Here is a 23,511-nt window from a genome sequence, read left to right on the forward strand (position 1 = left end):
ACTTGCTGTGCGCGCCGGGCGTGCTTTGCCTAGAGCGAACGACGCGTTCTTGAGGCAGACAGCCCCGGGGCATCGCGGTACCTTGAAAGTGATCACCAGTCACACCGACGATCGGCGGCACCATGACCTCCAACCCGAATACCCCTCCCAATGGAGACGATTCACCCGTGGATCCCTTGGCAGAAATGCTGAAGAACCTGATGGGCGGGCAAGGCATGGGCAATATCGACCCCGCCGAATTGGCAAAGGCCGCAGGGCTGCCGAACGACCCCAACATGCTGCAGCAAATGTTCGCCCAAGTGCAGGCCATGATGAGCTCCACTTCCGAGGGCCCTGTCAATTGGCAGCTCGCCCACGAGAATGCCCGCCGTGTTGCCGCTGCAGGCACGGATCCGTCGGTGAATGCCGTGCAGGCCCGCGAAGTCGACGAGGCGCTCCGGCTCGCGGAACTCTGGTTGGATCCGGTCACCGATCTTCAGGCAACGGGCCTCATCGGCCGCGCCTGGTCCCGCGCTGAATGGGTGGAAGCCACCCTCGCGACGTGGAAACGACTCACGGAGCCGGTGGCCAACAGCATCGCCAATGCCCTCTCGGATGCTCTGACCCAGCAGATGCCGGAAGAAATGAAGGCCATGATGGGTGGCACTTCGTCCATGTTGCAGAACATGGGCGGAGCAATCTTCGGCATGCAACTGGGCCAGGCCATCGGGGCCCTGTCCGCCGAGGTGGTCAGCTCTACCGACATCGGCGTTCCGCTCGCTGATCTCGAGATGGCATTGCTACCGGCCAATGTGGCGAAGTTTGGCGAAGGCCTGAGCGTCCCCGAGAATGATGTCCGGTTGTTCCTCGCCGTCCGCGAAGCCGCGCATGCCCGGCTCTTCGTGCAGGTTCCATGGCTGCGCGGCCATCTCCTCGGGGCGATCGAAGCTTATGCCCGCGGCATCCACATCGACCTGTCCCGCGTCGAGGACCTCGCCCGGGACCTGGATCCCGGCAACCCCGAGGGCATTCAAGAAGCCCTCTCCCAGGGGGTGTTCACACCCGAGCGCACTCCCGAACAATCGGCTGCCCTGGAGAAACTCGAAACAGCCCTGGCGCTGGTTGAGGGCTGGGTGGACGAACTCACGGCCGCTGCCACCGAGAATGTGCTCCCATCTGCCGTCGCCCTCCGCGAGACAGTGCGGAGGCGCCGCGCCACGGGAGGACCCGCTGAGCACGCGTTCTCCTCCTTGGTGGGACTCGAGCTGCGCCCGCGGCGCCTGCGCGAAGCTGCCACGCTGTGGGCGGTGCTGAAGGACGAACGTGGAATCGCCGGCCGCGACGCCATCTGGCAGCACCCCGATTTGCTCCCCACGGCGCATGACCTCGACGACCCGGCGGGCTTCACCGAACGGCGCCGCTTGGCTGAAGCCAGCGACACCGAAGTGGACGATGCACTGCAGAAGCTCCTTGAAGGTGGCTACGACGCTCCGAAGGATGAGGAGAACACAGAGGCCAGCCCGGAGGCTCCGAAGCCTGAAGACGGAGACTCCCCCGACAGCACGGAACCCGGGGAGCCCAAGGCCTAGCCGCTCCTTGAACACCTAGTCGGCGTCGGCGTCCCAGCCTCCGGCTGGTGCGTCGGCGCCTTCTTCATCCGGTCCTAGCCCCCGCGACGTCGCAAAGGCGACGCCCTCCAGGAACGCCTTGGCCCGCTGTGTTTCGGGGTATGCCTCAAGCAAGCGCCAAAACGCGGAGTTGTGGCCGGCCACCAGCAGATGCGCGAGTTCGTGGAGCAACACGTAGTCGATCACCCACTGCGGCATGGCTTGGAGCTTGTCCGAAAGCCGGATGGTCCCGTCCGCCGGAGTTGCCGAGCCCCACCGTGACTTCTGGTTGCTGACCCAGCGGACCGACGTCGGGATGGCGCGCCCGCCCAGGTACCTTGAGGACAGTTCCGCGGCATGGCCGGCAAGGGCCGCATCGCTCGCGGGCCTCCGCCTGCCGGCTCCCTGGGCGCCCCTCTCCCCCTGTCGCTTGAGCTTGTCCAGCATCCGCCGGACCCATTCGCTTTCTTGTGCCTTCGTGAAGTGGGCAGGGATCGCCACAACGGCGTTCCCGTCCTCCCAGAAAGCCGCCACAGTACGACGGCGGCGGGCCGAGCGACGAACGACGACGGGCGCGCCGTCGTCGGTGGTCAGCGGCAAAGCGGGCTGTCCCGGGATCCGCGGCACTACGCAGACCCGTTCTCGACCAGAACTGCCAGCACGGCTTCGCCATACTTTTCCAGCTTGGAAGGCCCGACACCAGCGAGTTGCGCCAGTTCCTCAAGTGAAGTGGGCCGGGCCTCGGCGATGGCGGTCAAGGTCGCGTCCGTGAAGACCACATAGGCGGGAACCTCGTTGCTCAAGGCCTCTTCCTTGCGCCACTGCCGCAAAGCCTCAAAGGTCTGGTCCTCGTACGTGGGCGGGCACTGACTGCAGCGACCCACTTTGCGCTCAGCGCCAGTGGCGAGCATCGTGCCGCAGACCCTGCACGACGCCGGTGCTGCCGCCTTGCGCCGTGGCGTGGGGCGGCTGCGCGCGCTGGCTCCGAGCACCGAATCGGGGCGGAGCCCGTCGAGGAAGCGCGAAGGCTTGCGGTTGGCACGGCCACCAGGCGTGCGGGCTGTGGACCAGGACAGGTTCAGGTGCTCGCGTGCCCGCGTGATCCCGACGTAGAGCAGGCGGCGTTCCTCGTCCACGCTCTCGGGAGTGTCGGCGAAGGAAATGGGCATAAGTCCCTCGCTCAAGCCCACCAGGAACACGGCATCCCACTCCAGGCCCTTCGCGGCGTGCAGCGATGCGAGGGTCACGCCCTGGACTGTCGGGGCGTGCTGGGCCACCGAACGTTCCTGGAGTTCGTTGACGAATTCCATCAACGTGAATTCCGGCCCGCGGCTAATGGCGAGCTCGTCCGCGAGGGCCACGAGCGCGGCCAGCGACTCCCAGCGTTCGCGGAGGGCACCGCCGCTATGCGGTGCGGCATCCGTGTAACCGAGCGAAGCCACGATGTCCCGGACCAGTTGGCCCAGCGGCTCCTTGGCGGAATCCTCGGCCACCGCACGTGTGGCGGCGCGCAGCTGCAGGATGGCGTCCCGGACTTCCTTGCGCGCGAAGAACCGCTCACCACCTCGGAGCTGGTAGCCGATGCCCGCCGAAGCAAGAGCTTGTTCGTACGCTTCCGATTGGCCGTTGGTGCGGAAGAGCACGGCGATCTCGCTCGCCTTGGTGCCGGCGTCGATCAATTCCCGGATCCGGCCCGCGACCACCGCCGCCTCGGCCTCGTCGTCCGGGCATTCCATGAACCGTGGCTCCGGACCGGCCGGGCGCTGGGCCACCAATTGCAGGGGTTTGGCCCAGGCGGCGTCGGCAACCGTTCCACCACTGCGGCGGGACCCGAGGAGATCGTTGGCGAGCTTCACCACTTGAGGCGTGGAACGGTAGTCACGAACCAGTTTGACGACCGTCGCCGACGGGTAATGGCCCTTGAATCCCAGGAGATGCTTGGGAGATGCTCCCGTGAAGGAGTAGATGGTCTGGCTGGAGTCGCCCACCACGCAGAGTTCGTCGCGGCCGCCAAGCCACAGCTCAAGAAGCCGCTGTTGCAACGGCGAAACGTCCTGGTACTCGTCCACCACAAAGTGCCGGTACTGCTCGCGGACCGTAGCTGCCACTTTCGGGTCTTCCTGAAGGATGCCCACCGTGATCAACAAGACGTCCTCGAAATCGATCACGTTGCGGTCCGTCTTCACGTCTTCGTAAGACTGGAAAACCCGTGCGACGGCGGTGAGGTCGAAACCTCCCGGAGTGCCGCGGTCCTGGGCATTCTCAAGGTAGTTGGCCGGCGTCAGCATGGAAACCTTTGCCCACTCGATCTCCGCCGCAAGGTCACGGATGGAAGCGCGATCGGTACTCAGCCGGAGCCGCCGCGCGGCTTCGGCGATCATGTTCGCCTTGTGGTCCAGCAAGTTCGGCAGGACGCCGCCGACCGCCTGCGGCCAGAAGAACTGCAGTTGCCTGAGCGCGGCGGCGTGAAAGGTGCGTGCTTGGACGTTTCCGACGCCGAGATCCCGCAGGCGGCTTCGCATCTCGGCGGCGGCCCGGGAGGTGAAGGTGACGGCCAGGAGGCGCTGCGGGCTGTAGACACCGGAGTGGACGCCATAGGCAATGCGGTGCGTAATGGCGCGGGTTTTTCCCGTACCCGCTCCGGCGAGGACGCACATGGGTCCAGTAAGGTTGCTGGCGACTTCCCGCTGCTCGGCGTCAAGGCCTCCGAGAATCCGGTCCTCGAGTGAAACGGTGTCGCTGAAAATACCGTCTGTCACTGCTGGAGGTCCTCGATGACGCCGCCGTACCAGTGCTCGATCAGGGAACGCGCAATCGAGAGCCTCGTTGAGATCGTGATCTCGCCGCTGAGCACGGCTGCCTGGAGTTCCGCACGGCTGAACCAGCGGGCCCGGGTGACTTCGACGCCGTCGGGCCGGGCCTGGACGTCGTCCGTTGTTGCTGTAAACCCGAGCATAAGCGAGGCCGGAAACGGCCACGACTGCGAGCCAAGGTATTGGCAAGCGGTGACCCGCACACCCACTTCTTCCCCGATTTCGCGAACCACGGCTTGTTCAAGCGATTCCCCGGGCTCAACGAAGCCGGCCAGCGTGGAGTAGTTCTTGGCGTCAAGCGGCCCTCCTCCACCCAGGAGCAGCCTGCCGTCGGAACCGACCACGGTGACGATGATGGCCGGATCGGTCCTCGGATAGTGCTCCGACTTGTCCCGCGGGCACCGCCGAACCCAGCCGCCGGCTTCGATTTCCGTGGGAGTTCCGCACTGCGGGCAGTGGGTATGGGTGGCATGCCAATTGGAAATGGCGCTGGCCTCAACAAACAAGGCTGTGTCCATGGCACCGAGGCGGGCGGCGACCTCCCGGAATCCCGCCCAGGAGCCGTCGGCCGGAAGGCCCGCGGCTCCAGGCGAAACCGGCTCAGTGGACACAAAGAGGACGATGGGGGTTTGCTCCGCGACAGAGGAAGCAGCAAGGGTCCGGCCGAGATAAATGGCAGTCAGCGGTCCACCGGCGGCTTGAAGGGTTTCGAAGAGCGGCGCTGCGTCGCCCAGCCACAGCTTGTCACCCACTACGAGGGCTTGGCGCTGCGACAACACCATGGCCTTGGCCGAAGCTGATGAGATCACTTGGTCAAGCATGCCCGGCTTCAGGCGTTCAGCAGATCCGCGGTCAACCATGGCAGGGCGCACCGGAAGAACGGTATCGATAAGGTGGTTTGCCGGCGCCTGGAACTCGGTGAAACTCATGTACCTACCGTACTGACTCGCACCGACAATTGACATTTGGATCTTTCGGCGATGCGCGCCCCTGGATGCTGTTTTCCAGCGGATCTCAAGACTCGCCGCACTGCATCGCTGCCAGAGGCGCTTGTCAATCTACCGTGGAAGACGTGAGAAGAACACCGTTCGAACTGGCCGCTGTAGCTACTGCGGCGGTGCCCGGCCTGACGCCGATGGCTGCCGCCTCCGCCCCGGATGATGCTGCCGATTTCGATTCGGCGCTTCTGCTGGATTCGGAGGGCAAGCGGTGGCGTGTCCGATCGCCGCGCCATCCTGAAGCCAGCGCCCGGCTGGAAACCGAATTCATGATTCTGCGGGCTTTCGCGCCGGCGATCCGGGCCGAGCTGCCTTTTCTGATGCCCACTGTGGCCGGAACGGTGCGCCAAGGCCCGCTGAGCACATTTGTTTACGCCCACTTGGCCGGGGCCACGCGGAGCATCGAAGAGTTGTCCACCTGCAGTGATGCCTTGGCCAAAGAGATAGGTGTGGCGCTGGCCGCCGTCCACGACCTCCCCCAATCCCTCGTCAATAACGCCGATCTTCCCAGCTACACGGCCAACGAATTCCGCCAGCGCAAGTTGAACGAGCTGGACCAGGCCGCCACTACTGGCAAGATTCCGCCAGCCCTGCTGCGTCGCTGGGAGCACGCACTGGAAGACGTGGCGCTGTGGCGCTTCAACCCGTGTGTAGTCCACGGCGACCTCCATGAAGACAATCTGCTGGTCGATGGCGACAGCGTGACGGCCGTGACGGGGTGGACCGATCTGCGGATCGGCGACCCCGCCGATGACTTCGCCTGGCTCGTGGCGTCAAACGAACAGCGCTTCGTGGAGTCCGTACTGCGGCACTACACGGAAGCCCGGCGGGATACGCCTGACAGCCACCTGCTGCGACGCTCGGCACTTCTTGCCGAATTCGCCCTGGCCCAGTATCTCGTCAAGGCCTTGGCAGCCGGTCACAGTGACATGACGGCAGAAGCCGAGGCGATGCTCAAATCCCTCGCCGACGACATCGAGGAGCAAAACGCGTTGGCAGCCGAGGAGGCCGAAGCCGCCGCTGCGGAGCTTGCCGCTTCAGACCTTGCGGCTTCAGAGCTTGCCGCTTCGGAGCTTGCCGCTGCGGACGGGCTGGCAGCACCGGCAGTCGTCATGGCTTCGGAAGCCAAGGCCTCGGAGGGCGACTCAGCAAAGCCCACGGTGAGTGTTACGGCCATCCCGGAGCCCGTGGGAGATTCAGCAGACGGGACCGCCTCGACGCTGGAGGCGCCGTCCGAAGCAGACGACACCTCGACGACGGCCCTCCCGATAGTGGAGCCCGCGCCGCTACAGGACGCCAAGGACCATTAGGCCGCCCCGGCTTAGCTATCGTGGTTTCGGCTGCCTATCGGTTTCGGCTGCCCAGCGCGGAAGCGATGATCTTCTCCAGTTCTTCGGCCGTGCCCAGGTCGTGGGGCCTCACGACAGCGTCATCGGCAACGTAGTAGAACGCTGCACTCACTTGCTCCAACGGCACACCCTTGAGGCGCGCCCATGCCAGCCGGTAGACGGCCAGCTGCACGGCGCGGGTCTTGAGTTGCCTGCCGGCCGGGCGCTTGCCCGTTTTCCAGTCCACCAGTTCCCATGTGCCAGCGGCGTCTTTGAAGACCGCGTCAATCCGTCCGCGCACCACGACGTCCCCGATCCTTGTTTCCACGGGAACTTCGACGAAGGCCGGGGACCGGTGTGCCCATTCTGAATTGCTAAACGTCGCCACCATGTCGTCAAGTCCGTAGGCTTCGTCGATGTGGGAGTCAGAGCCGGGCGCTTCGTCGAGATCGAGCATGCCGGTGGTTCCGTAGTATTCCTCCACCCAGGAATGGAAGGCGGTGCCTTTGCGTGCCGAGATCCCGGGTTGGCGGGGCACCGGGCGCCGGAGCTGGGCCAGGACCGCCCTGGGGTCGTCTCCCAGGTCGACGAACATGGATGCCGAGATGTGTCCGGGCAAATGGACGTCCTGAACGGGTTTCCGCCGCAGCTGCCGTTCCAACAACAGCTCAGCTTCGGCGGCCCAGCCGGCTGCCGCCCCGCGGAGGGACGTCGGCGAAGCATCGATGACGAGCGGCGAATCCGTCCGCAGTGCCTCGACGGCGTCCCTGACCCGGGTTGCTGCCGCCTCCATGGCGGCCCGCCGCCCCGGTACCAAGCGGAGCCGTTCCCCCGTGCGGGGGTCGCTGGGACCTTCGAGCGGATCATAGGGAAAGGTCGCCACCTCGGTGCCGACGGTCAGGGGGCTCTCAGTGGGCAGCGCGTCTTCGCTGAGGGACTGAGGGTGAATGGCAGCGTCCGATGCTCCGCCGGCGCCGTTGCCTGCCTCAGCAGCAAGGCCTGCCAGCTCGGCAAGGAAAGGTGACGTCTCGGCAATGCCTGCCCGGGAACCATTCCACGCGGCGCTCGATGCCCACAGGACGAACTTTGCGCGCGTATAGGCAACGTAGGCGAGGCGCCGCTCTTCAGCCTCGCCGTGGTGCTGGACCTCCGATTTGAAGTCTTTTTCGGCGTCCAGCCAGCCCTTTTGGTCCGGCTGGTCCAGGTCCCATTGGGGGAGATCCGCCCTGTCGCCACGGAGGGGCCATGGCAGGGCCGCGGTACCGCTGCTCCACCGGGAGTCCCGGTTGCTCGGGAAGGCCCCGGCGTTGAGACCGGGGACGAAGACAACGTCCCATTCCAAGCCTTTGGAGGCGTGGACTGTCAGTAATTGCACGGCTTCGTGGTTCACCTCGGCGTCGGCCATGTCTAGTCCACCTTCTTCTGATGCGGCCGCTTCAAGCCATCCCAGGAAAGCCAAAAGATCCACGCGCTGCGAAGTCTGCAGGAAGCCCGCCGCGGCATCATGGAATGCGTCCAGGTTCCGGCGGGCCTGGTGGATGCTCGTCCCGGGCTTGGCAGCGACCTCAATGTCCAGCAGCATGGCACGTTCCACCTCGCCGATCAGCGTGGTCAGATCGTCTCCGATGAACCCCCGCAAGTTCCGAAGTTCCGCAGACAGCCGGCCAAGACGGTCCAAGGCCGCCGCGCTGAGGAAGCGTCCATGGCCGGAAGTCCACCCTGGGCGTGGCAGGAAGTCCAGCGCTTCCACAAGGCTGGCCGCATCGGTAATGTCGCTCTCCACGACCGTCTCCAGCGGGCTTTCGTCAGCGCTGGACGCATCGTCCCCCGCATCGCTGGTTCCCGCACCGCCGTGGGATCGCCGCCTGGCCAGGAACTGGGACCAGTCGCGGAATGCCATCAGATCAGCGGTTCCGATCCTCCACCGGGCACCTGCCAGCAAACGCATCAGGGCATCGGAACGGCCGGGATCGGCGAGGACCCGGAGCGCAGCCACGAGATCCACTACTTCCGGGGTGTCGAGGAGACCGCCGAGGCCGACTATTTCGTACGGGATCCCTTGGACCTCGAATTCACGCCGCACGCACTCCATCTGTGCCCGACGGCGGCAAAGTACTGCCATGGTGGGGGAAACCGGGGTACCGTCAGCCGCAGTTTCAAAGACTGTGCGCCGGTAGCGGCGGACGTCCCTCCCAATCGCTGCGGCTTCGTCTTCGTCGGTGGCAAATCGTCCGAGAACGACATTGCCGTCCACGGCTGCGGGGCTCGGCTGTAGCGGCGGTACTGCAACGGAACTGTCTTCGGCCCTGGAGCCCGGGGCTCCGTCATTCGCGGCGGCCTTATTGAGGGGGGCGGAAATGACATTGGCGGCGGCCAGGATGCTGCGCCCGTTCCGCCAGGCAGTGGTCAGGTACGAGGTGGGCGCGGTGGCCAGGGATGCCGTTCCAAAGCTGTCTTCCACCCGGACGGGAAATTCCTGGACAAAGTGGAATAGTTGGCCGGCCGAAGCACCCCTGAACCCATAGATGGATTGGTTGGGATCTCCCACCGCCGTCACTGCGTGCCCGCCCCCGAACAGTCGGGAGAACAGGACCAGCTGCGCGTGCGAGGTGTCCTGGAATTCATCCAACAGCACCACCTTGTAGCGGGCCCGCTCCGTGGCAGCCGCCAAGGGTATGTCCTGGGCAATCTTCGCTGCGAGGGCAACGAGGTCGCCGAAGTCGAGGACGCCGCGATTCCTCTTGGCCTCTTGGTAACGCCCCACCATGTCTGCGACGCTGGCCCTGGTCCGCAACATGGCGCCGAGATCGCCGGCAGCTTGGCTCGGGTTCTTTTTCGCGGCGGACATATAGGGCAATTGCGCGAATTCGGACACCCGGTCCATCAACCAGTGCTGAACCTCGGCGGGTTCGCGCAAGTGTTCGGCGCACTCGCCGGCCAACTGCATCACGGCGTTGACCAACGTGGACTTGGCCGCGGTGAAGTGCTCATAGTCGCCGTCGTACGCTTCGACCACTTCACTCGCAAGCTGCCAGGCCTGGGCGCCGCCGAGCAGCACCACATCGCGCTCGATACCCAGGCGCAGGCCGTAGTCGGATACGATCCCGCTGGAGTAGGAGTGGTAGGTGGACACTTTGGGTTCAAGCTCATCGGAGCCTGCAACGCCCTCCGGGAAGCCGTACTGCCCGTTGTCCGAGGACGCTATGCGTTGCAGGGTGGCCAATTTGGCGCGGATACGGCTGGCCAGCTCTCCTGCCGCTTTCCGGGTGAAGGTGACGCCAAGGACCTCTTCGGGGCGAACCCATCCGTTCGCCACGAGCCACACCACACGGTCCGCCATGGTTGCGGTTTTCCCGGATCCGGCGCCGGCGATGACCAGCCGGGGGGTCAACGGTGACGCAATAATGGCGGATTGCTCTTCCGTGGGGCGGTTCCGTTCGCCGAGGATATCGGCCAATTCGCCGGGCGAGAACCGAGGTTCCGGCAATACCGTGGCATCCTCGGCAGCGTCTCCGGCCTCGGTTTCTGCGAGTGTCTGGACGGTCATTCCGTGACCTGCTTTCCCCTAGCGCACAATGGGCAAATATCGGGCAGTCGGCAGCCGTGGCCTCCATGGCTGCCTTTTGAGGGATCGTGACGCGCTTCGAAGCTTGCTCCGGCCATGAGCACGGCGGCCTCCTTGACAAGGTCCTGTGCCCAGTTGTCTCCCGGGTCCAGGGGCTCCTGCACTTGGACCGCCGGCGTCTTTGTCTTGGTCCCCAGCTGTGCCAGCACGGCACCGCCGGGAACAAGCCCCGGAACAGGCAGATCCTGGAATGCCCCGTGCAAGACGGCCGCCTGATACGCACCGAGCTGGGGGTGCCTGGCGAGTTCGGCTTTGCCCGGCTGGCGTTTGCCCGTCTTGAGGTCGACAATCACCAGCCTGCCCTCTGCGTCTATTTCCAAACGATCCACTTGTCCCCGAAGCACGGCGTTCCGGACAGCATCGGAATCCTCGGCAACGTGGCCCAGGCGCACCTCCGGAAGGGGAACCTCGAAGTCCGCTTCGACCCCGGCCAGGGTTCGGCCTTCGCTCCGCATGACAAGGACGTATTGGGCGAGTTTCCGGACCATCTGCTCTGCTCGTTGGAAGTCCAGCCTGCCCTCCCAGTTGTCCTTCATGCCCAGTGTGGGCCAGCGACGCACGAGCTCGGCGACATACTCGGCGCCAGAGGCATCGGGCAACTCCTGGGCAATCGCATGGACCAAGGTGCCCAGACTGCGGGCAAAGTCGGTAGCGGCCTCGCCTCCGGCCGCCTGGACAAACCAGTCCAACGGCGATTTGTGCACAGTTTCCACCTTCGAAGGAGAAACGAACACGGTGCCTTGCTCCGGGACCACCGGTTCCTCGCTGCTGAGCGGCGCCAATCCCCACCAGGAATCCGGATGCGCGCCCGGCACTGCGGGCTCTGCGGTGGCGAGGTGTGCCAGCACGCGCGCAGCTTCGGCGGCATCCTCGGCCACGCCCGGGCGGGCAAGCGCGGCGTCGTCCGGCTGGACGCGCTGCCGCAGCTCGGCCACCAAGGCACGCAGGGTCATGGGCCGGCCTACTGGCGTGTACTCGCGTTGGTACTGTCCCGGTTCCAAAGGCGCCACGTAGTCGAGAAAGGCCGATTGCTGCTCGTCTTCGGAAGAAACCGCCGTGCAGATGAGGACTTCCCGGGCACGCGAAACGGCCGTGGAGAAGCTCCGCAATTCGTCGTAGCGGATATCCCGCAGCCTGCTGAGCGGCCCGCGCTGCAAGGCGTGTTCAACTCCATGCTCCACCGCATCGGCAAACAAAGTACTGCCGAGGAGTTCACCCCGGAGCCTGGTGTTGGGCCAGACGCCCTCCTGGAGGCCCGCGACGATGACCACGGCCCATTCCCGCCCGGCTGCGCTGGCCGGCGTCATGAGCTCCACTGCTTCCTCCAACTGGGCCCTGGCGGCAAGGGTGTCCATGGGGAGTTCCTGGCTGAGCAGATACTCCAGGAACTGTTCGGGTCCGGAGCCGGGGAGCTGGTCGACATAGCGCTCGGCGGTGTGGAACAGAGCCATCATGGCGTCGAGGTCCCGGTCCGCGCGGGCGCCGGCCGCGCCGCCGTCGAGCGCCATTTCCGTCCAGCGCGAAGCCAGACCGGTGGCTTGCCACAATGCCCACAACACCGTCTCCGCGTTGGCTCCGGGTTCGGCGGCAGCGAGGCGTCCCGCCGCGATCATGCGGGCCAAACGCCATGCCGAGCTACCCTCGATACCCAAAGACCCCAGCGCCCCCGGCTCCAGCAGCGCTTCGACCAGCAACGCATCGCTGGACCGTCCACCACCGCCCAACAGTTCCTCCCGGCGCAGGGATTGCCGAAGGCGGCGCAACTCGATGGCTGTAGCCCCGCCGATCCTCGACGTGAGAAGGGAGACCGCAGACTCAGGCGTCAGCTTGGCGGCATCCAGCACCACGCCGTACACCTCAAGCAGGGGACGAACAGCCACTTCGTCGCGGACAGCGGAATCCGCGACGGGGACGCGGACCGGGATTCCTTGACCGCTCAGATAGCGCTGCAGTTGGGCCAATTGCCCACCGTTGCGCACGATCACAGCGATGTCGCCGAACTCGTGGTTCTCGCGCAGCTGTGCTTCAAGGATGCGTTGTGCCACGTAGCGCAATTCGTGGACTGTGGAGGGAAGGACATGTGCTTCCACCCGGCCCGCGGCCTGACTACCTCCGGAACGAGCCTCCTCCGCCGATGCAGGCAGTGGGTCCAGACGCCGGGCCAACTGGCCTCCCGCACGCTGCGAGATACGCGCAGCCACGCCCGTCCAGGCTTTCGCGACGTCAGGGCGGTGGCGGTGGGTGTGCCATAGCGGGAGCTCCCGCACAGTACCTGCAAGGCCGCCGAGAAGGCGCGGCAGTTCGGAGACAAGGTCGGGCCGGGCACCGCGGAACCCTTGGACCACGGTGTCCGGGGAGGACGCCACCAAGACGTCCTTTCCTTCTGCGATGTCCGCGAGCAGTTCAAACACGGCGGGGTTTGCCTCTTGGACGTCGTCCACCAGGATCAACTGCAGCCGCTCGCGCTCTGCGGCCAGGAATCCGGGTGAGTCCTGGAAGATCTGGCGCGCCGCGGTAATGATTCCTGCCGGGTCAAAGGCCTCCGGCATGCGCAGGTCCAGGACATCCCGGTACTCCGAATAGAGGTCTGCGGCAGCAATCCAGTCCGGTCTGCCGCATTCGTAGGCAAGCGACGTGAGATCTTCCGCAGTGCGGCCGGATTCGATGATCCGGTCGAAGAGCTGCCGGATCTCCTGCCGGAAACCCCGGGTGGGCAATGCCGCGGACAAGTCCTGTGGCCAAGGAAGTTCAAAACCCGGCCGGGCGTGCCCCTCCAGCAGTTCCTTGATGATGAGGTCCTGTTCCGGCCCCGAGAGCAACTTGGGCGGCCGCTGGAGCGGCAGCACGCCCTCGGCTTTGGCTCGCCGGATCAGATCGAAAGCGTATGACGCCCAGGTGCGCGCCGGCGTCGTACTCAAGCTGCGGTCCAGCCGCCCCGTAAAGGTGTCCCGCAACGCCGACGCTGCATGCCGGCCGGGTGCGAGAACCAGGATCCGTTCCGGATCCACACCGTCACGCTGAACCCGCCGGACGGCGGTTTCCACGAGCACAGTGGACTTCCCGGTGCCCGGCGCCCCCGGTATCAGGACCGGCCCGGATCCGTGCGGGAGCCCGACGACGGCGGACTGGTCGGCGGACAGCTCCGGGGCTGCGTAGTGGACCTCGCACGGAGGAAGCAGGCGCAACCGCGCGGGCGCCTGCCGCGACTGTGCCTGCCGCGATTGTGCCTGCCGCGGCGGTGTTGTTGCTTCCAGCGTTGTTGCTTGAGGTGTCGGTGTTGGACTCACACGGTCATTTCATCATCGGGTACCGACAATTTATGGAGCTGACGCTCGAGTTGCTCAGAGATCGCGTCGATACTGTCGAAGTCGAGGTCCGTCGGAGCCCACCGGGCCAGGGCCAGGTCAACCCGCCAGCGGCCCTCTCCAGTGCGCAGATACTCTGCGTAGGCGCCGTGCAGCGGCGTTCCCTCGTCCAAGTAGTGGTGCAGCGCTTCCGACTCAAGGCCGGGGGGAGCTTCGCCGCTTGCACGCAGTACGCGCCACCAAGCCACCGTGCTCCCGTGATGGCTCATGACCGATCCGATCTGCCGGGGACCGCCCGAGCCCAGAAGCTCGGCAACATCCCCGTAGGACACGGCAACGCCGGGCGGCATGAGATCCACGACGGCCAGCACCGCCGTCACAAACTCCATCCGCATGCCACCAGCCTATCGGCACGGGCCGCCGGATCGGCACAGAAGGGGTGTCGGTCCGGTTCTTGTCGTAGGGCGCCGGTAGCGTTGAAGCATGAGCTCCTGGAACACCCTCCCCCGCGCCGCGTTCGACCTTGAGACCACCGGACGGAACTCCCGTTCCGCGAGGATCGTCACCGCTTCCGTCACGGTAGTGGACGACGACGGCGGCATCATCAAGGAACTCGAATGGTTGGCTGATCCTGGGGTGGAGATCCCCTTGGAGGCCAGCGAGATCCACGGCATCACCACGGAAAAGGCGAGGGCCGAGGGCCGTCCGGCCGCAGACGTGACGCGCGAAGTCGCGGCAGCGCTCCAGGAACTGTTCGACGACGGCGTGCCGGTCATTGCGTTCAATGCCAGCTATGACTTCACGGTCCTGGCGGCCGAATCCGCCCGCTACGGCGTGCCCCAACTGAGCCGTTTCCCTGTGCTTGACCCCTACGTCATGAACAAGCAGGTCGACCGATACCGCAAGGGCAAGCGGACCCTGACCGCGCTGTGCGAGGAGTACGGCGTTAACCTCGATAACGCCCACACCTCCGCCGCAGACGCCCTCGCCACCCTGCGCGTCCTTGATGCCATGGCCGGCAAATTCCCGAAGCTGCAGATGCCCGCTTCCAAGCTGCACCAGCTCCAGGTTGATTGGGCGGCTGCACAGGCTGCCGATTTCCAGAGCTACCTGCGCAAGACAAAGCCAACAGCCGTCATCGAAGGCAATTGGCCGGTTCTTCCGCCGGAAGATGCCAGCCGCGGAGACTTCTAAAGCGTCGGGACTTTCAAAGCGCCCGTCCACGGACCGGACGCTTTTCCAGTGTCCGCATGATGGGACGCACGTCACATGGCAGCTGGTGCCTGAAGGCCAGCTGGACGTCAGTCACAAATTCCCCATCGACGCCGGAGGGTGCGGCACTTCAGGGACAAATTCCATCGAATGCTGAATTTAATTCGGATTTTCCGGGAATCGCACGTCTTATCGCCGTCAATTTATCGCTGAATAGACGGATGACATAATTAAGTTTGGCGGGTCGAGTTCTGATATTGCGGCCCAAACCTGCTTTGGCTGCGTTCCCCGCCCGTCTCGATACGAACGCGTGTTCCCCGATGAAAGTGATTTGCTTGATGAAAATCAAAGCCCTGAAGTGGTTCTCTGCTGTCCCCGTGGCTGCAGTTCTCGCCGTGTCCCTGGCCGCCTGCGGTGGCGGAGCGGGCAGCACCGGCAGCGCCTCGCCGACCGACGCCCTCCAGGGCAGCGACCAGAAGACGCTCGACAAGTACACCACCAAGGACGTCACTCCGGTGGACAAGATCGACAAGTCCAAGCTGGGCCTCATCACCGACGGCACGATCAGGGTCGGCACGCTCTCGGACGCCCCGCCGAACATCTTCATCGATCCCTCTGGCAAGTTCACCGGCTATGACAACGAGCTCCTGCGCGCCGTTGGCGCCAAGCTGGGCCTCAAGGTCGAATTCGCCTCCACTGACTTCTCCGCGCTGCTCTCCCAGGTCAAGAACAAGCAGTTCGACGTCGGATCCTCCTCGATCTCCACCACGGACAAGCGCCGCGAGACGGTCGGCTTCACCAATGGCTACGACTTCGGCTACATGGCCGTCGTGACCAAGACCGACTCCAAGATCAAGGGCTTCGCGGACCTGAAGTCCGACGTCCGCATCGGCGTCGTCCAGGGCACCGTCCAGGACGACTACGTCACCAACACTCTCAAGCTTGAGCCCGTCCGCTTCCCGGACTACAACACGGTCTACGCCAACGTGAAGAGCGGCCAGGTTGACGCCTGGGTCGCCCCGTCGCAGCAGGCAACCGGCCAGGTCAAGGACGGCGACAACACCAAGATCGCCGAAAAGGTCGTCAACACCCAGAACTTCACTGCCTGGGCCGTGAACAAGGACAACCAGCCTCTGATCGATGCCCTCAACTCCGGCCTCGATGCCGTGATCGCAGACGGTACCTGGACCAAGCTGACGGCCGAGTGGTACAAGGACCGCCCGACCACGGCGGAGCAGACCCCGCAGGGCTGGAAGCCGGGCAGCAAGGCCGTCCAGATTCCGGCCAAGTAACCCAGGCGTTCCATGGATCTCCAGGAAATCCTCAAGCAACTCGGCGAGACCTTCCTCGATTGGAAGGCGATAGGCGAAGTCATCCCCAAGATGTTCGCGGTCGGCTTGCCGAATACCATTGTCTTGGCCGTCACCTCCGGCGTGATCGGAACGGTGCTCGGCATGGCGCTCGCCTTGATGGGGATCTCCCGGAACCCCGTGGCCCGGTGGATAGCCCGCGTATACACCGATATCCTTCGTGGGCTGCCTCCCGTCCTCACCATCCTGGTGATCGGCCTCGGCTTCGGCCCGATCATCCGCCAGCTGAGCGGCTCCACGAGCCCGTATCCGTTGGCCGTCGCGGCGCTGTCCCTGATGTCGGCGGCGTACATCGGCGAGATCTTCCGATCCGGTATCCAGAGTGTTGACAAGGGTCAGCTTGAGGCAACACGTGCCCTGGGGTTCGGCTACGGCCCCGCCATGCGGCTTGTGGTGGTTCCCCAGGGCGTCCGGCGGGTCCTGCCGGCGCTGGTCAACCAGTTCATTGCGTTGATCAAGGAGTCGTCGCTGGTCTTCCTCCTTGGCTTGCTGGCCTCGGAGCGCGAGATCTTCCAGATCGGCAAGGATGCGGCCTCCACCAGCGGAAACCTGTCGCCCTATGTAGCGGCGGCAATCTTCTACCTGGCGCTGACCATTCCGTTGACACATTTCGTGAACTGGATTGACCGCCGCCTGAGGACAGGCCGACCGGAAAAGAAAGAACCCGACGAGGCAGCCGCCGTCGTCGGGAAGGGAGCCCAGGCATGAGCGAGTTCGCTTCAGGAACACTGACGGCTAAAAACATCCATTTGTCCTTCGGGTCCAACCATGTCCTGCGCGGCATCGACCTGCACGTCGAGAAGGGCGCAACTGCTTCCGTGATCGGCCCCTCCGGCTCGGGAAAATCCACGTTGCTGAGGGTCATGAACCGGCTGATCGAACCCGCCCAGGGCGACATACTGCTGGACGGCCGTTCGGTGCTTAAGGACAACCCGGATGAACTGCGACGGCGAATCGGCATGGTTTTCCAGCAGTTCAACCTGTTTCCGCACAAGACCGTGGTGGAAAATGTCTCCCTCGCCCTGCGGAAGCTCCGTGGCATGTCCAAGGAGCAGGCACGCGAAGATGCCTTGGCCCAACTGGACCTCGTAGGGCTCAAGCACAAGGCCGACGCCCGGCCAGCCAACCTCTCCGGCGGGCAACAGCAGCGAGTGGCCATTGCCCGCGCGCTTGCCATGAAGCCCGAGGTCATGTTCTTCGACGAGGCAACATCGGCCCTGGACCCTGAACTGGTCAAGGGCGTGCTCGCGCTCATGACCGATCTGGCCAAGGGCGGCATGACCATGGTGGTGGTAACCCACGAAATGGGCTTCTCAAGGAACGTGTCCGACACCGTGACGTTCATGGACGCAGGCGTCGTCGTAGAGACCGGATCGCCGGAACAACTCTTCACCGAGCCGCGGACCGAGCGCCTGAAGGGCTTCCTCTCGGACGTGCTCTAGGCCTTAACAACGAGGATCCCCGGCTTCCGGACAAACCACCCACAGTGGTAAATCGTCCGGATGCCGGGGATTTTCTGCGTCCGGCCGCGATCGGCCGTCCGCGTCCGCTTTACTGCCCTGCCTTCACTTGAAGAACTGTCAAGGCCGCGGCGTCTACTGAATTGCGGAATCCAGGATCGGTCTGCGCCCGTTGCAGGACCTGGGCGTACATCGCCGGAACTGAAGCAGTGTCCGCGCATAAAACCATGGTGCCGCCCGCTCCGATGAAATTCGCTGCTCTATCCCCCATGCTCCAAGGCGACAGTTGCACGGCGTTGCAAAGGTCATCAGACACGATGATGCCGGTGAACCCTGCGTCTGTCCGCAACATGGTGCGCATGATCACCGATGAAAACGGCGCCACATGGTCGGGATCGATCTTGTCGTAGTAGGCGTTCGAAATCATGACCCACCGGAGTCCGCCGTCGATCGCGGCCTTGAACGGCATCAGGTAGGGATCCGTCCGGGTGGTTTCGGCGTCGTGGACGTTCGCGCTGACGTCAGTGTTCAGGCTTACGCGCCCCATTCCTGGGAAGTGCTTGACCACCGGAGCCACCCCTGCGTCCCGCAGTCCGGCCGCCATCGCGTTCCCGTGCTCGGACACCGCGGCCGGGGTGAAGCCGTATTCACGCTTGAACGCCCCAACGGGCTTGTTCGAGGGCGCAAATTCGGGGCTGGGAACCGTGTCCAGTACGGGCGCCAGATCAACATTCACTCCGGCCTGCAAGAGTTCGGTCCCCCAGTTCCGGGCGTCGGCGCGTAGTTGTTCGGGGCTCGAATTGCCCTGGTCCAAGGCTGCGGGAATAGGCAGGAATCCTGGTCCCCTGAGGACTTGAACGGAGCCGCCTTCCTGGTCCGTCGCGACGGACAGCGGCAAGCCACGGCTTGAGGCCGGCGAAATGGCCGCCCTCAGCTTTGCCACAACCGATGCCGTTGCCGCAACACCTGCTTGGCTGCGTCCGGCCAGGTAGATGTTGCCCACGTGGTTGTTCAGGAGATCAGCCACTGCGCTCGAATCGCTTCCGTCGGCCTTGGCCGCCACCATGAACAACTGCCCTACCCTTTGTTCCAGGGTCAGGCCCGCGAGCCTCTGTTCCGGTGTCGGGTGCGGAGGCGGCGGCGGATCAGCAGGCCGGGTTGGCGTTGCAGAAACGTCCGGCGATCCCCCGGACGGAGAGTCGGAGAACCCAGGCGCTGGGGCGGCCTGGGGAGTGCTTGGCGCCGGGGGCGGGTCTCCGACGGCCGAGATCCCGCGGTCAGGCGCGTCGGCATGCGCAATGCCGGCAAATGCCCCGGCCATCAGGGCGAAGAGGACGAGCAGTGAAATTCTGGACGGCTTGAGCAGATAAATCATCGCCTTGTCGATTCGATCGTTGCCCACAGACTGCTCCTGGCCCGGCGGTGCGTGCAAGGAGCAGGCTGCAAAACATCGGAAAGCGCCGTTACAACGCGGTGGCCTCCGCTGCCGCCTTGGCTGCTGCAGGGAGCGCGTCGAAGATCCGGTTCATCGCGGCGTCGTCGTGGGCGGCCGACACGAACCATGCCTCGAAGACCGACGGCGGCAGGTAGACGCCGGAGTCCAGCATGGAATGGAAGAACGGTGCGTAGCGGAAGACGTCTTGGGCCTGGGCGTCGGCGTAGTTGTGGACGCCGTTGGCCGAAGTGCCGAAGGCCACGGAGAAGAGGCTCCCTGCGCGCTGGATCGAGTGGTCCACGCCGGCGGTGTCCAGCGCCGATGAGAGCGCCGCCGAGAGTTCCAGCGAGCGGGCATCCACGAAGCTGTAGACCTCGGGCGTCGCGAGCGTCAGGGTGGCGACGCCGGCGGCCATTGCCACCGGGTTCCCGGACAGGGTTCCTGCCTGGTACACCGGGCCAAGGGGCGCAAGGTAATCCATGACGTCGGCGCGCCCGCCGAGCGCCGCCGTCGGCATGCCGCCGCCGATGACTTTGCCGAAGGTCAGCAGGTCCGGCGTCCAGCCTTCCTGGCGGCCCGTGAGGCCCCAGTAGCCCGCGTAGCCGGTGCGGAAGCCGGTGAGCACCTCGTCCAGAATCAACAGCGCGCCGTGTTCGCGGGTGATGCGGGACAGGCCTGCGTTGAAGCCTTCGTTCGGCGTGACGACGCCCATGTTGGCGGGAGCGGCTTCGGTGATGACGGCAGCGATGTTGTTGCCGTGCGCAGCGAAAGCGGCTTCCACCGCGTCGAGGTCGTTGTACGGCAGGACGAGGGTTTCAGCGGCGGCAGCTTCGGTGACACCGGCGGAACCGGGCAGAGCCATGGTCGCAAGGCCCGAGCCAGCCGCAGCGAGCAGTCCATCGAGGTGGCCGTGGTAGCAGCCGGCGAACTTCACGATCAGGTTGCGGCCGGTGAACCCACGGGCCAAGCGTACGGCCGTCATGGTGGCCTCGGTGCCCGTGGACACCATGCGGATGCGTTCGACGGCGGACACGCGTTCCTTGACGATCGCGGCGAGGTTTGCCTCATCGGGCGTGGAGGCGCCAAAGGACAGGCCGCGGTCGACGGCGGCGTGGACGGCGGCGAGGACGGCCGGGTGCGCATGCCCCAGCAGGGCCGGGCCCCATGAGCACACGAGGTCGACGTATTCGCGGCCGTCCGCGTCGGTCAGGTACGGACCCTGCGCCGAAACCATGAACTTCGGGGTGCCGCCGACGGAACCGAAGGCGCGCACCGGGGAGTTGACGCCGCCTGGCATCAGGGAGCGGGCGCGGTCGAACAGCTGGTCGGAGACAGGGGTGTTTGAAGTCATGGTGCCTATTCTTTCAGGGATTTGGAACGGTTCAGGCGCCGGCAAGGGCGGTTCAGGCGCCTTCAAGCGCCGGCAAGCTGCTCGGTCACCAGTGGGGCCACCACGGTGCCGAAGAGTTCGATGCAGCGCATCATGGATTCGTGGGGCAAGGTTCCGTTGCTGTATTTCAGGTCGAAACGGTCGACGCCGAGGTTCCGCTTCAGCAGGACGATCTTCCGGGCGACCGTTTCCGGGGAACCCACGTAAAGTGCACCCTCAGGGCCGCACATGGCGTCGAACTCGCCCCTGCTCGCCGGTCCCCAGCCGCGTTCCGCGCCGATGCGGTTGCGCTGGGCCAGCCAATGCGGGAACAGTTCCTCCCGGGCCTGCTCATCGGTGGGAGCGACGTAGCCGGGCGAGTGTGTAGCAATCTGCTGCATGGGGTGTCCGTATTTCCCCATTGCCTCGCGGTAGAGCTCCACGAGCGGGGCAAAGCGGCGCGGCTCCCCGCCGATGATGGCGAAGATAATCGGATAGCCGTATTGGGCGCAGCGCAGCACCGACTCGGGGGTACCGCCCACACCGATCCACGTTGGCAGCAAGTGGTGTTCCAGCGGCGGAAAAACGCTCATTCCGTTCACGTTCGGCCGGGTACGGCCTTCCCAATGCACGGGCTTCTGCGCCCGGACCTTGTCGAAGAGTTCCAGCTTCTCCTCGAACAGGACTTCGTAGTCCGCCAGGTCCAGGCCGAACAGCGGGAATGATTCAACGAACGAGCCGCGGCCCAGCATCACTTCCGCGCGACCGTTGGAGAGCGCGTCAACGGTGGAGAAGCGCTGGAAGACCCTGATGGGGTCGTCGGAGCTGAGCACGGTGACGGCCGAACCGAGTTTGATCTGCGATGTCCGGGCGGCGGCGGCAGCGAGGAACACTTCGGGCGCCGAGACAGCGAAGTCGCGGCGGTGGTGCTCCCCCACGCCAAAGGCATGAAGCCCGACGGCGTCCGCAAGTTCCGCTTCCGCCAGCAGCTCCCGCAAAACCCGGGCATGCGGTTTCGGGTTGCCGTCGGCGTCCACCCCGGCGTCACCGAAAGTATTCAGTCCGAGGAGGATCTCCGTAGCTCCGACAGGGGCCGTGGGAGTGGAAGCGGTATCTGTCATCAGGACTCCTTAAGCCAGCCGGCAAGCTCGGAGGCCCAGTACGTCAGCACCATGTCGGCGCCGGCCCGCTTGATGCCGAGCACGGATTCTGTGATGGCGCCGCGACGATCGATCCAGCCGTTCGCGGCAGCCGCTTCGATCATGGCGTATTCACCGGAAATTTGGTAGGCCGCCACGGGAACCGGACTCATGGCGGCGACGTCGGCCAGGATGTCGAGGTAGCTCATGGCCGGCTTGACCATGACCATGTCAGCGCCCTCTTCGAGGTCGAGTTCCACCTCGATGATGGCTTCCCGGCGATTGGCGGCATCCATCTGGTACGTCCGGCGATCACCCTTGAGCTGCGAGTCCACTGCTTCGCGGAAGGGGCCGTAGAAGGCAGAGGCGTACTTCGCCGCGTAGGCCAGAAGCGCAGTGTTCTGGTGTCCCGCCGCTTCAAGGGCCTGGCGAATCACGGCGATCTGGCCATCCATCATCCCGGACGGCCCCAGGACGTGGGCACCGGCGTCGGCCTGCGCCACGGCCATCTGGGCGTAGATTTCGAGGGTGGCGTCGTTGTCCACGTAACCGTTGGCGTCCAGGACACCGCAGTGGCCGTGGTCGGTGAATTCGTCGAGGCACACGTCGCCCATGACCACCAGGTCATCGCCAACCTCTGCGCGGACGTCTCGGATGGCCTTGTTCAGCACGCCGTCCGGATCCAGGGAGGCTGTGCCGCGGGCATCGCGGACTGCGGGAACACCGAAGAGCATGATGCCGCTGACACCCAGTTCCACGGCTTCCGCAGCGGCGCGCTTGAGCGAGTCCGTGGTGTGCTGGACAACACCGGGCATGGAGCTGATCGGAGCCGGTTCGCTGAGTCCTTCGCGAATAAAGGCCGGCAGGATGAGGTCCGCGGGGGCCAGCCGGTGTTCGGCGGTCATCCGGCGCATGGCGGGGGTGGTGCGGAGCCGGCGGGGCCGGTGGTTTGGAAAGCTCAACTTTCGTTCCCTTCGGTGGCGAATACTGTGCGTAGGGCGGCCACGATGCCGTCGGGTGTGGGTTCTTTGGCGGTTGCCGCGACCGTGATCCCGAGAGCCGCAGCCTCTGCCGCCGTCGAGCGCCCGATCGCAATAAAGCGGCAATCCCGCAGCGGCCCCAAGGAGGCGTGGATGCGGCGTGCCGCACTGGGTGAAGCGGCGACGACGGCGTGGAGCCGGCCGCTGGAAAGTTCAGCCTTGGCGGCTTCGGGGGTGAGCTCCGGCGCCCCGGATCCCGCCCCCGTCTTCCAGCCGTTCGCCGCAGCCAAGGCAGCAGTCAGCCTGCGTTCGGGGACCGCCGGGTAGTCCACGGTGTGATAAGCCGTCACCGGCTGGACCACGGCTCCCTTGGCTTCGATCCCCTCCGCCAACATCGAATCGGCGATGTCCGCTTGGGGCAACAGCACATTGGCCGGGCCTGTCGGCCAGACGGAGACGAGTCCTGCTGCCGACTGGACGTCTTCCGGCGCGAGGTCCACGGGAACGCCCTCCGCTTCGAGGACGCGCCGGCTCGACGGGCCGATCGTCGCGATCCGGACGGAATCCGGAATCAGGTCCTTCAACTCCAAGCGACGCTCGGCTGCTTTTTCCTTCAGGGCGCGCACCGTGGTGATGCTGCTGACCACCAACCAGCCGTACGCTCCCGCGCGGAGGGCGTCCAAGGCGACCTCGAGGGAATGCTGGTCGCGGGCACGCTCAAAGTCGATCAAGGGCAACAGGAGCGGCTCCGCGCCGGCTTCGCGAAGGGCACTAACGAGGGGGGCGGCACGATCCGGGCTGCGCGTCACAAGAACCCGGGCGCCTTCAAGGACCCGGGCCTCCCCCGACTTCACTGCGCTGTGCCGTCCCATGGTCTCCTGTTGGCTCCGG

At 65.3% G+C, this 23,511-nt stretch carries 17 protein-coding genes; 6 read left to right on the plus strand and 11 right to left on the minus strand.

Annotation, left to right across the window (positions count from 1 at the left end):
- The first annotated feature begins 122 nt into the window (after positions 1-122).
- Entirely contained in the window at positions 123-1,568 is a 1,446-nt protein-coding gene (locus ABH924_RS01180) for a zinc-dependent metalloprotease (RefSeq protein ID WP_404496277.1), read from the plus strand.
- Between the two features lie 15 nt (positions 1,569-1,583).
- Here ABH924_RS01180 and ABH924_RS01185 read toward each other — a convergent pair whose 3' ends face one another.
- From ABH924_RS01185 to nudC, 3 genes are read right to left on the minus strand one after another with little or no spacing between them, the layout of a single operon-like run.
- Complete coding sequence (locus ABH924_RS01185; protein ID WP_234748238.1) at positions 1,584-2,213, minus strand: M48 family metallopeptidase; 630 nt, start codon at positions 2,211-2,213, stop codon at positions 1,584-1,586.
- Entirely contained in the window at positions 2,213-4,345 is a 2,133-nt protein-coding gene (locus ABH924_RS01190) for an ATP-dependent DNA helicase UvrD2 (RefSeq protein WP_404496279.1), read from the minus strand. Before ABH924_RS01190 ends, ABH924_RS01185 begins: the two co-directional genes overlap by 1 nt.
- Positions 4,342-5,328: an NAD(+) diphosphatase gene (gene nudC, locus ABH924_RS01195; protein ID WP_404496281.1), complete on the minus strand. Its 987-nt coding sequence runs from the start codon at positions 5,326-5,328 to the stop codon at positions 4,342-4,344. The genes ABH924_RS01190 and nudC overlap by 4 nt, the downstream gene beginning before the upstream one ends.
- Before the next feature lie 143 nt (positions 5,329-5,471).
- Between nudC and ABH924_RS01200 the strand changes: the two genes are divergently transcribed.
- Positions 5,472-6,707 (plus strand): macrolide 2'-phosphotransferase, encoded by a 1,236-nt coding sequence (locus ABH924_RS01200; RefSeq protein ID WP_404496283.1) that lies wholly within the window; start codon positions 5,472-5,474, stop codon positions 6,705-6,707.
- Between the two features lie 34 nt (positions 6,708-6,741).
- Here ABH924_RS01200 and ABH924_RS01205 read toward each other — a convergent pair whose 3' ends face one another.
- The 3 genes from ABH924_RS01205 to ABH924_RS01215 form a co-directional block, all read right to left on the minus strand.
- Positions 6,742-10,272: an ATP-dependent helicase gene (locus tag ABH924_RS01205; protein ID WP_404496285.1), complete on the minus strand. Its 3,531-nt coding sequence runs from the start codon at positions 10,270-10,272 to the stop codon at positions 6,742-6,744.
- Positions 10,269-13,535, minus strand: a complete 3,267-nt coding sequence (locus tag ABH924_RS01210) for an ATP-dependent helicase (protein ID WP_404496556.1) — start codon at positions 13,533-13,535, stop codon at positions 10,269-10,271. The genes ABH924_RS01205 and ABH924_RS01210 overlap by 4 nt, the downstream gene beginning before the upstream one ends.
- Positions 13,536-13,633: 98 nt before the next feature.
- Complete coding sequence (locus ABH924_RS01215) at positions 13,634-14,050, minus strand: MGMT family protein (RefSeq protein ID WP_234748254.1); 417 nt, start codon at positions 14,048-14,050, stop codon at positions 13,634-13,636.
- An 88-nt stretch (positions 14,051-14,138) separates the two neighbouring features.
- Between ABH924_RS01215 and ABH924_RS01220 the strand changes: the two genes are divergently transcribed.
- The 4 genes from ABH924_RS01220 (at position 14,139) to ABH924_RS01235 (ending at position 17,679) form a co-directional block, all read left to right on the plus strand.
- Positions 14,139-14,849 carry a 3'-5' exonuclease gene (locus ABH924_RS01220; protein WP_234748257.1) on the plus strand — a complete coding sequence of 237 codons (711 nt, stop codon included), beginning with the start codon at positions 14,139-14,141 and terminating at the stop codon, positions 14,847-14,849.
- Between the two features lie 356 nt (positions 14,850-15,205).
- A complete protein-coding gene (locus ABH924_RS01225) occupies positions 15,206-16,159 on the plus strand; it encodes an ABC transporter substrate-binding protein (protein ID WP_404496287.1) in 954 nt (317 codons plus the stop codon).
- Positions 16,160-16,171: 12 nt separating this feature from the next.
- Positions 16,172-16,945: an amino acid ABC transporter permease gene (locus tag ABH924_RS01230; protein WP_404496289.1), complete on the plus strand. Its 774-nt coding sequence runs from the start codon at positions 16,172-16,174 to the stop codon at positions 16,943-16,945.
- Complete coding sequence (locus tag ABH924_RS01235; RefSeq protein WP_234748260.1) at positions 16,942-17,679, plus strand: amino acid ABC transporter ATP-binding protein; 738 nt, start codon at positions 16,942-16,944, stop codon at positions 17,677-17,679. Before ABH924_RS01230 ends, ABH924_RS01235 begins: the two co-directional genes overlap by 4 nt.
- A 109-nt stretch (positions 17,680-17,788) precedes the next feature.
- Here the strand turns inward: ABH924_RS01235 and ABH924_RS01240 are convergent, their stop codons facing one another.
- From ABH924_RS01240 to ABH924_RS01260, 5 genes are all read right to left on the minus strand, one after another.
- Positions 17,789-19,099: a glycoside hydrolase family 3 N-terminal domain-containing protein gene (locus ABH924_RS01240; RefSeq protein ID WP_404496291.1), complete on the minus strand. Its 1,311-nt coding sequence runs from the start codon at positions 19,097-19,099 to the stop codon at positions 17,789-17,791.
- A 61-nt stretch (positions 19,100-19,160) separates the two neighbouring features.
- Complete coding sequence (gene hemL / locus ABH924_RS01245) at positions 19,161-20,483, minus strand: glutamate-1-semialdehyde 2,1-aminomutase (RefSeq protein WP_404496293.1); 1,323 nt, start codon at positions 20,481-20,483, stop codon at positions 19,161-19,163.
- A 62-nt stretch (positions 20,484-20,545) separates the two neighbouring features.
- The gene (locus ABH924_RS01250; RefSeq protein WP_404496295.1) at positions 20,546-21,622 is read right to left on the minus strand and encodes an LLM class flavin-dependent oxidoreductase; all 1,077 of its coding nucleotides are present in this window, start codon (positions 21,620-21,622) and stop codon (positions 20,546-20,548) included.
- Entirely contained in the window at positions 21,622-22,602 is a 981-nt protein-coding gene (hemB, locus tag ABH924_RS01255; RefSeq protein ID WP_234748266.1) for a porphobilinogen synthase, read from the minus strand. Before hemB ends, ABH924_RS01250 begins: the two co-directional genes overlap by 1 nt.
- Positions 22,599-23,492: a uroporphyrinogen-III synthase gene (locus ABH924_RS01260; RefSeq protein WP_404496297.1), complete on the minus strand. Its 894-nt coding sequence runs from the start codon at positions 23,490-23,492 to the stop codon at positions 22,599-22,601. The genes hemB and ABH924_RS01260 overlap by 4 nt, the downstream gene beginning before the upstream one ends.
- Positions 23,493-23,511 lie beyond the last annotated feature (19 nt).

Source organism: Arthrobacter sp. GAS37 (assembly GCF_044908325.1).
Classification (GTDB): Bacteria; Actinomycetota; Actinomycetes; order Actinomycetales; family Micrococcaceae; genus Arthrobacter; species Arthrobacter ramosus.

Coding starts and splice junctions, on each gene's coding strand:
- ABH924_RS01235 (WP_234748260.1), top strand. CDS start 16,942: ATGAGCGAGTTCGCTTCAGGAACACTGACGGCTAAAAACATCCATTTG.
- ABH924_RS01180 (WP_404496277.1), top strand. CDS start 123: ATGACCTCCAACCCGAATACCCCTCCCAATGGAGACGATTCACCCGTG.
- ABH924_RS01230 (WP_404496289.1), top strand. CDS start 16,172: ATGGATCTCCAGGAAATCCTCAAGCAACTCGGCGAGACCTTCCTCGAT.
- ABH924_RS01225 (WP_404496287.1), top strand. CDS start 15,206: ATGAAAATCAAAGCCCTGAAGTGGTTCTCTGCTGTCCCCGTGGCTGCA.
- ABH924_RS01205 (WP_404496285.1), bottom strand. CDS start 10,272: ATGACCGTCCAGACACTCGCAGAAACCGAGGCCGGAGACGCTGCCGAG.
- ABH924_RS01215 (WP_234748254.1), bottom strand. CDS start 14,050: ATGCGGATGGAGTTTGTGACGGCGGTGCTGGCCGTCGTGGATCTCATG.
- ABH924_RS01220 (WP_234748257.1), top strand. CDS start 14,139: ATGAGCTCCTGGAACACCCTCCCCCGCGCCGCGTTCGACCTTGAGACC.
- ABH924_RS01250 (WP_404496295.1), bottom strand. CDS start 21,622: ATGACAGATACCGCTTCCACTCCCACGGCCCCTGTCGGAGCTACGGAG.
- ABH924_RS01260 (WP_404496297.1), bottom strand. CDS start 23,492: ATGGGACGGCACAGCGCAGTGAAGTCGGGGGAGGCCCGGGTCCTTGAA.
- hemL (WP_404496293.1), bottom strand. CDS start 20,483: ATGACTTCAAACACCCCTGTCTCCGACCAGCTGTTCGACCGCGCCCGC.
- nudC (WP_404496281.1), bottom strand. CDS start 5,328: ATGAGTTTCACCGAGTTCCAGGCGCCGGCAAACCACCTTATCGATACC.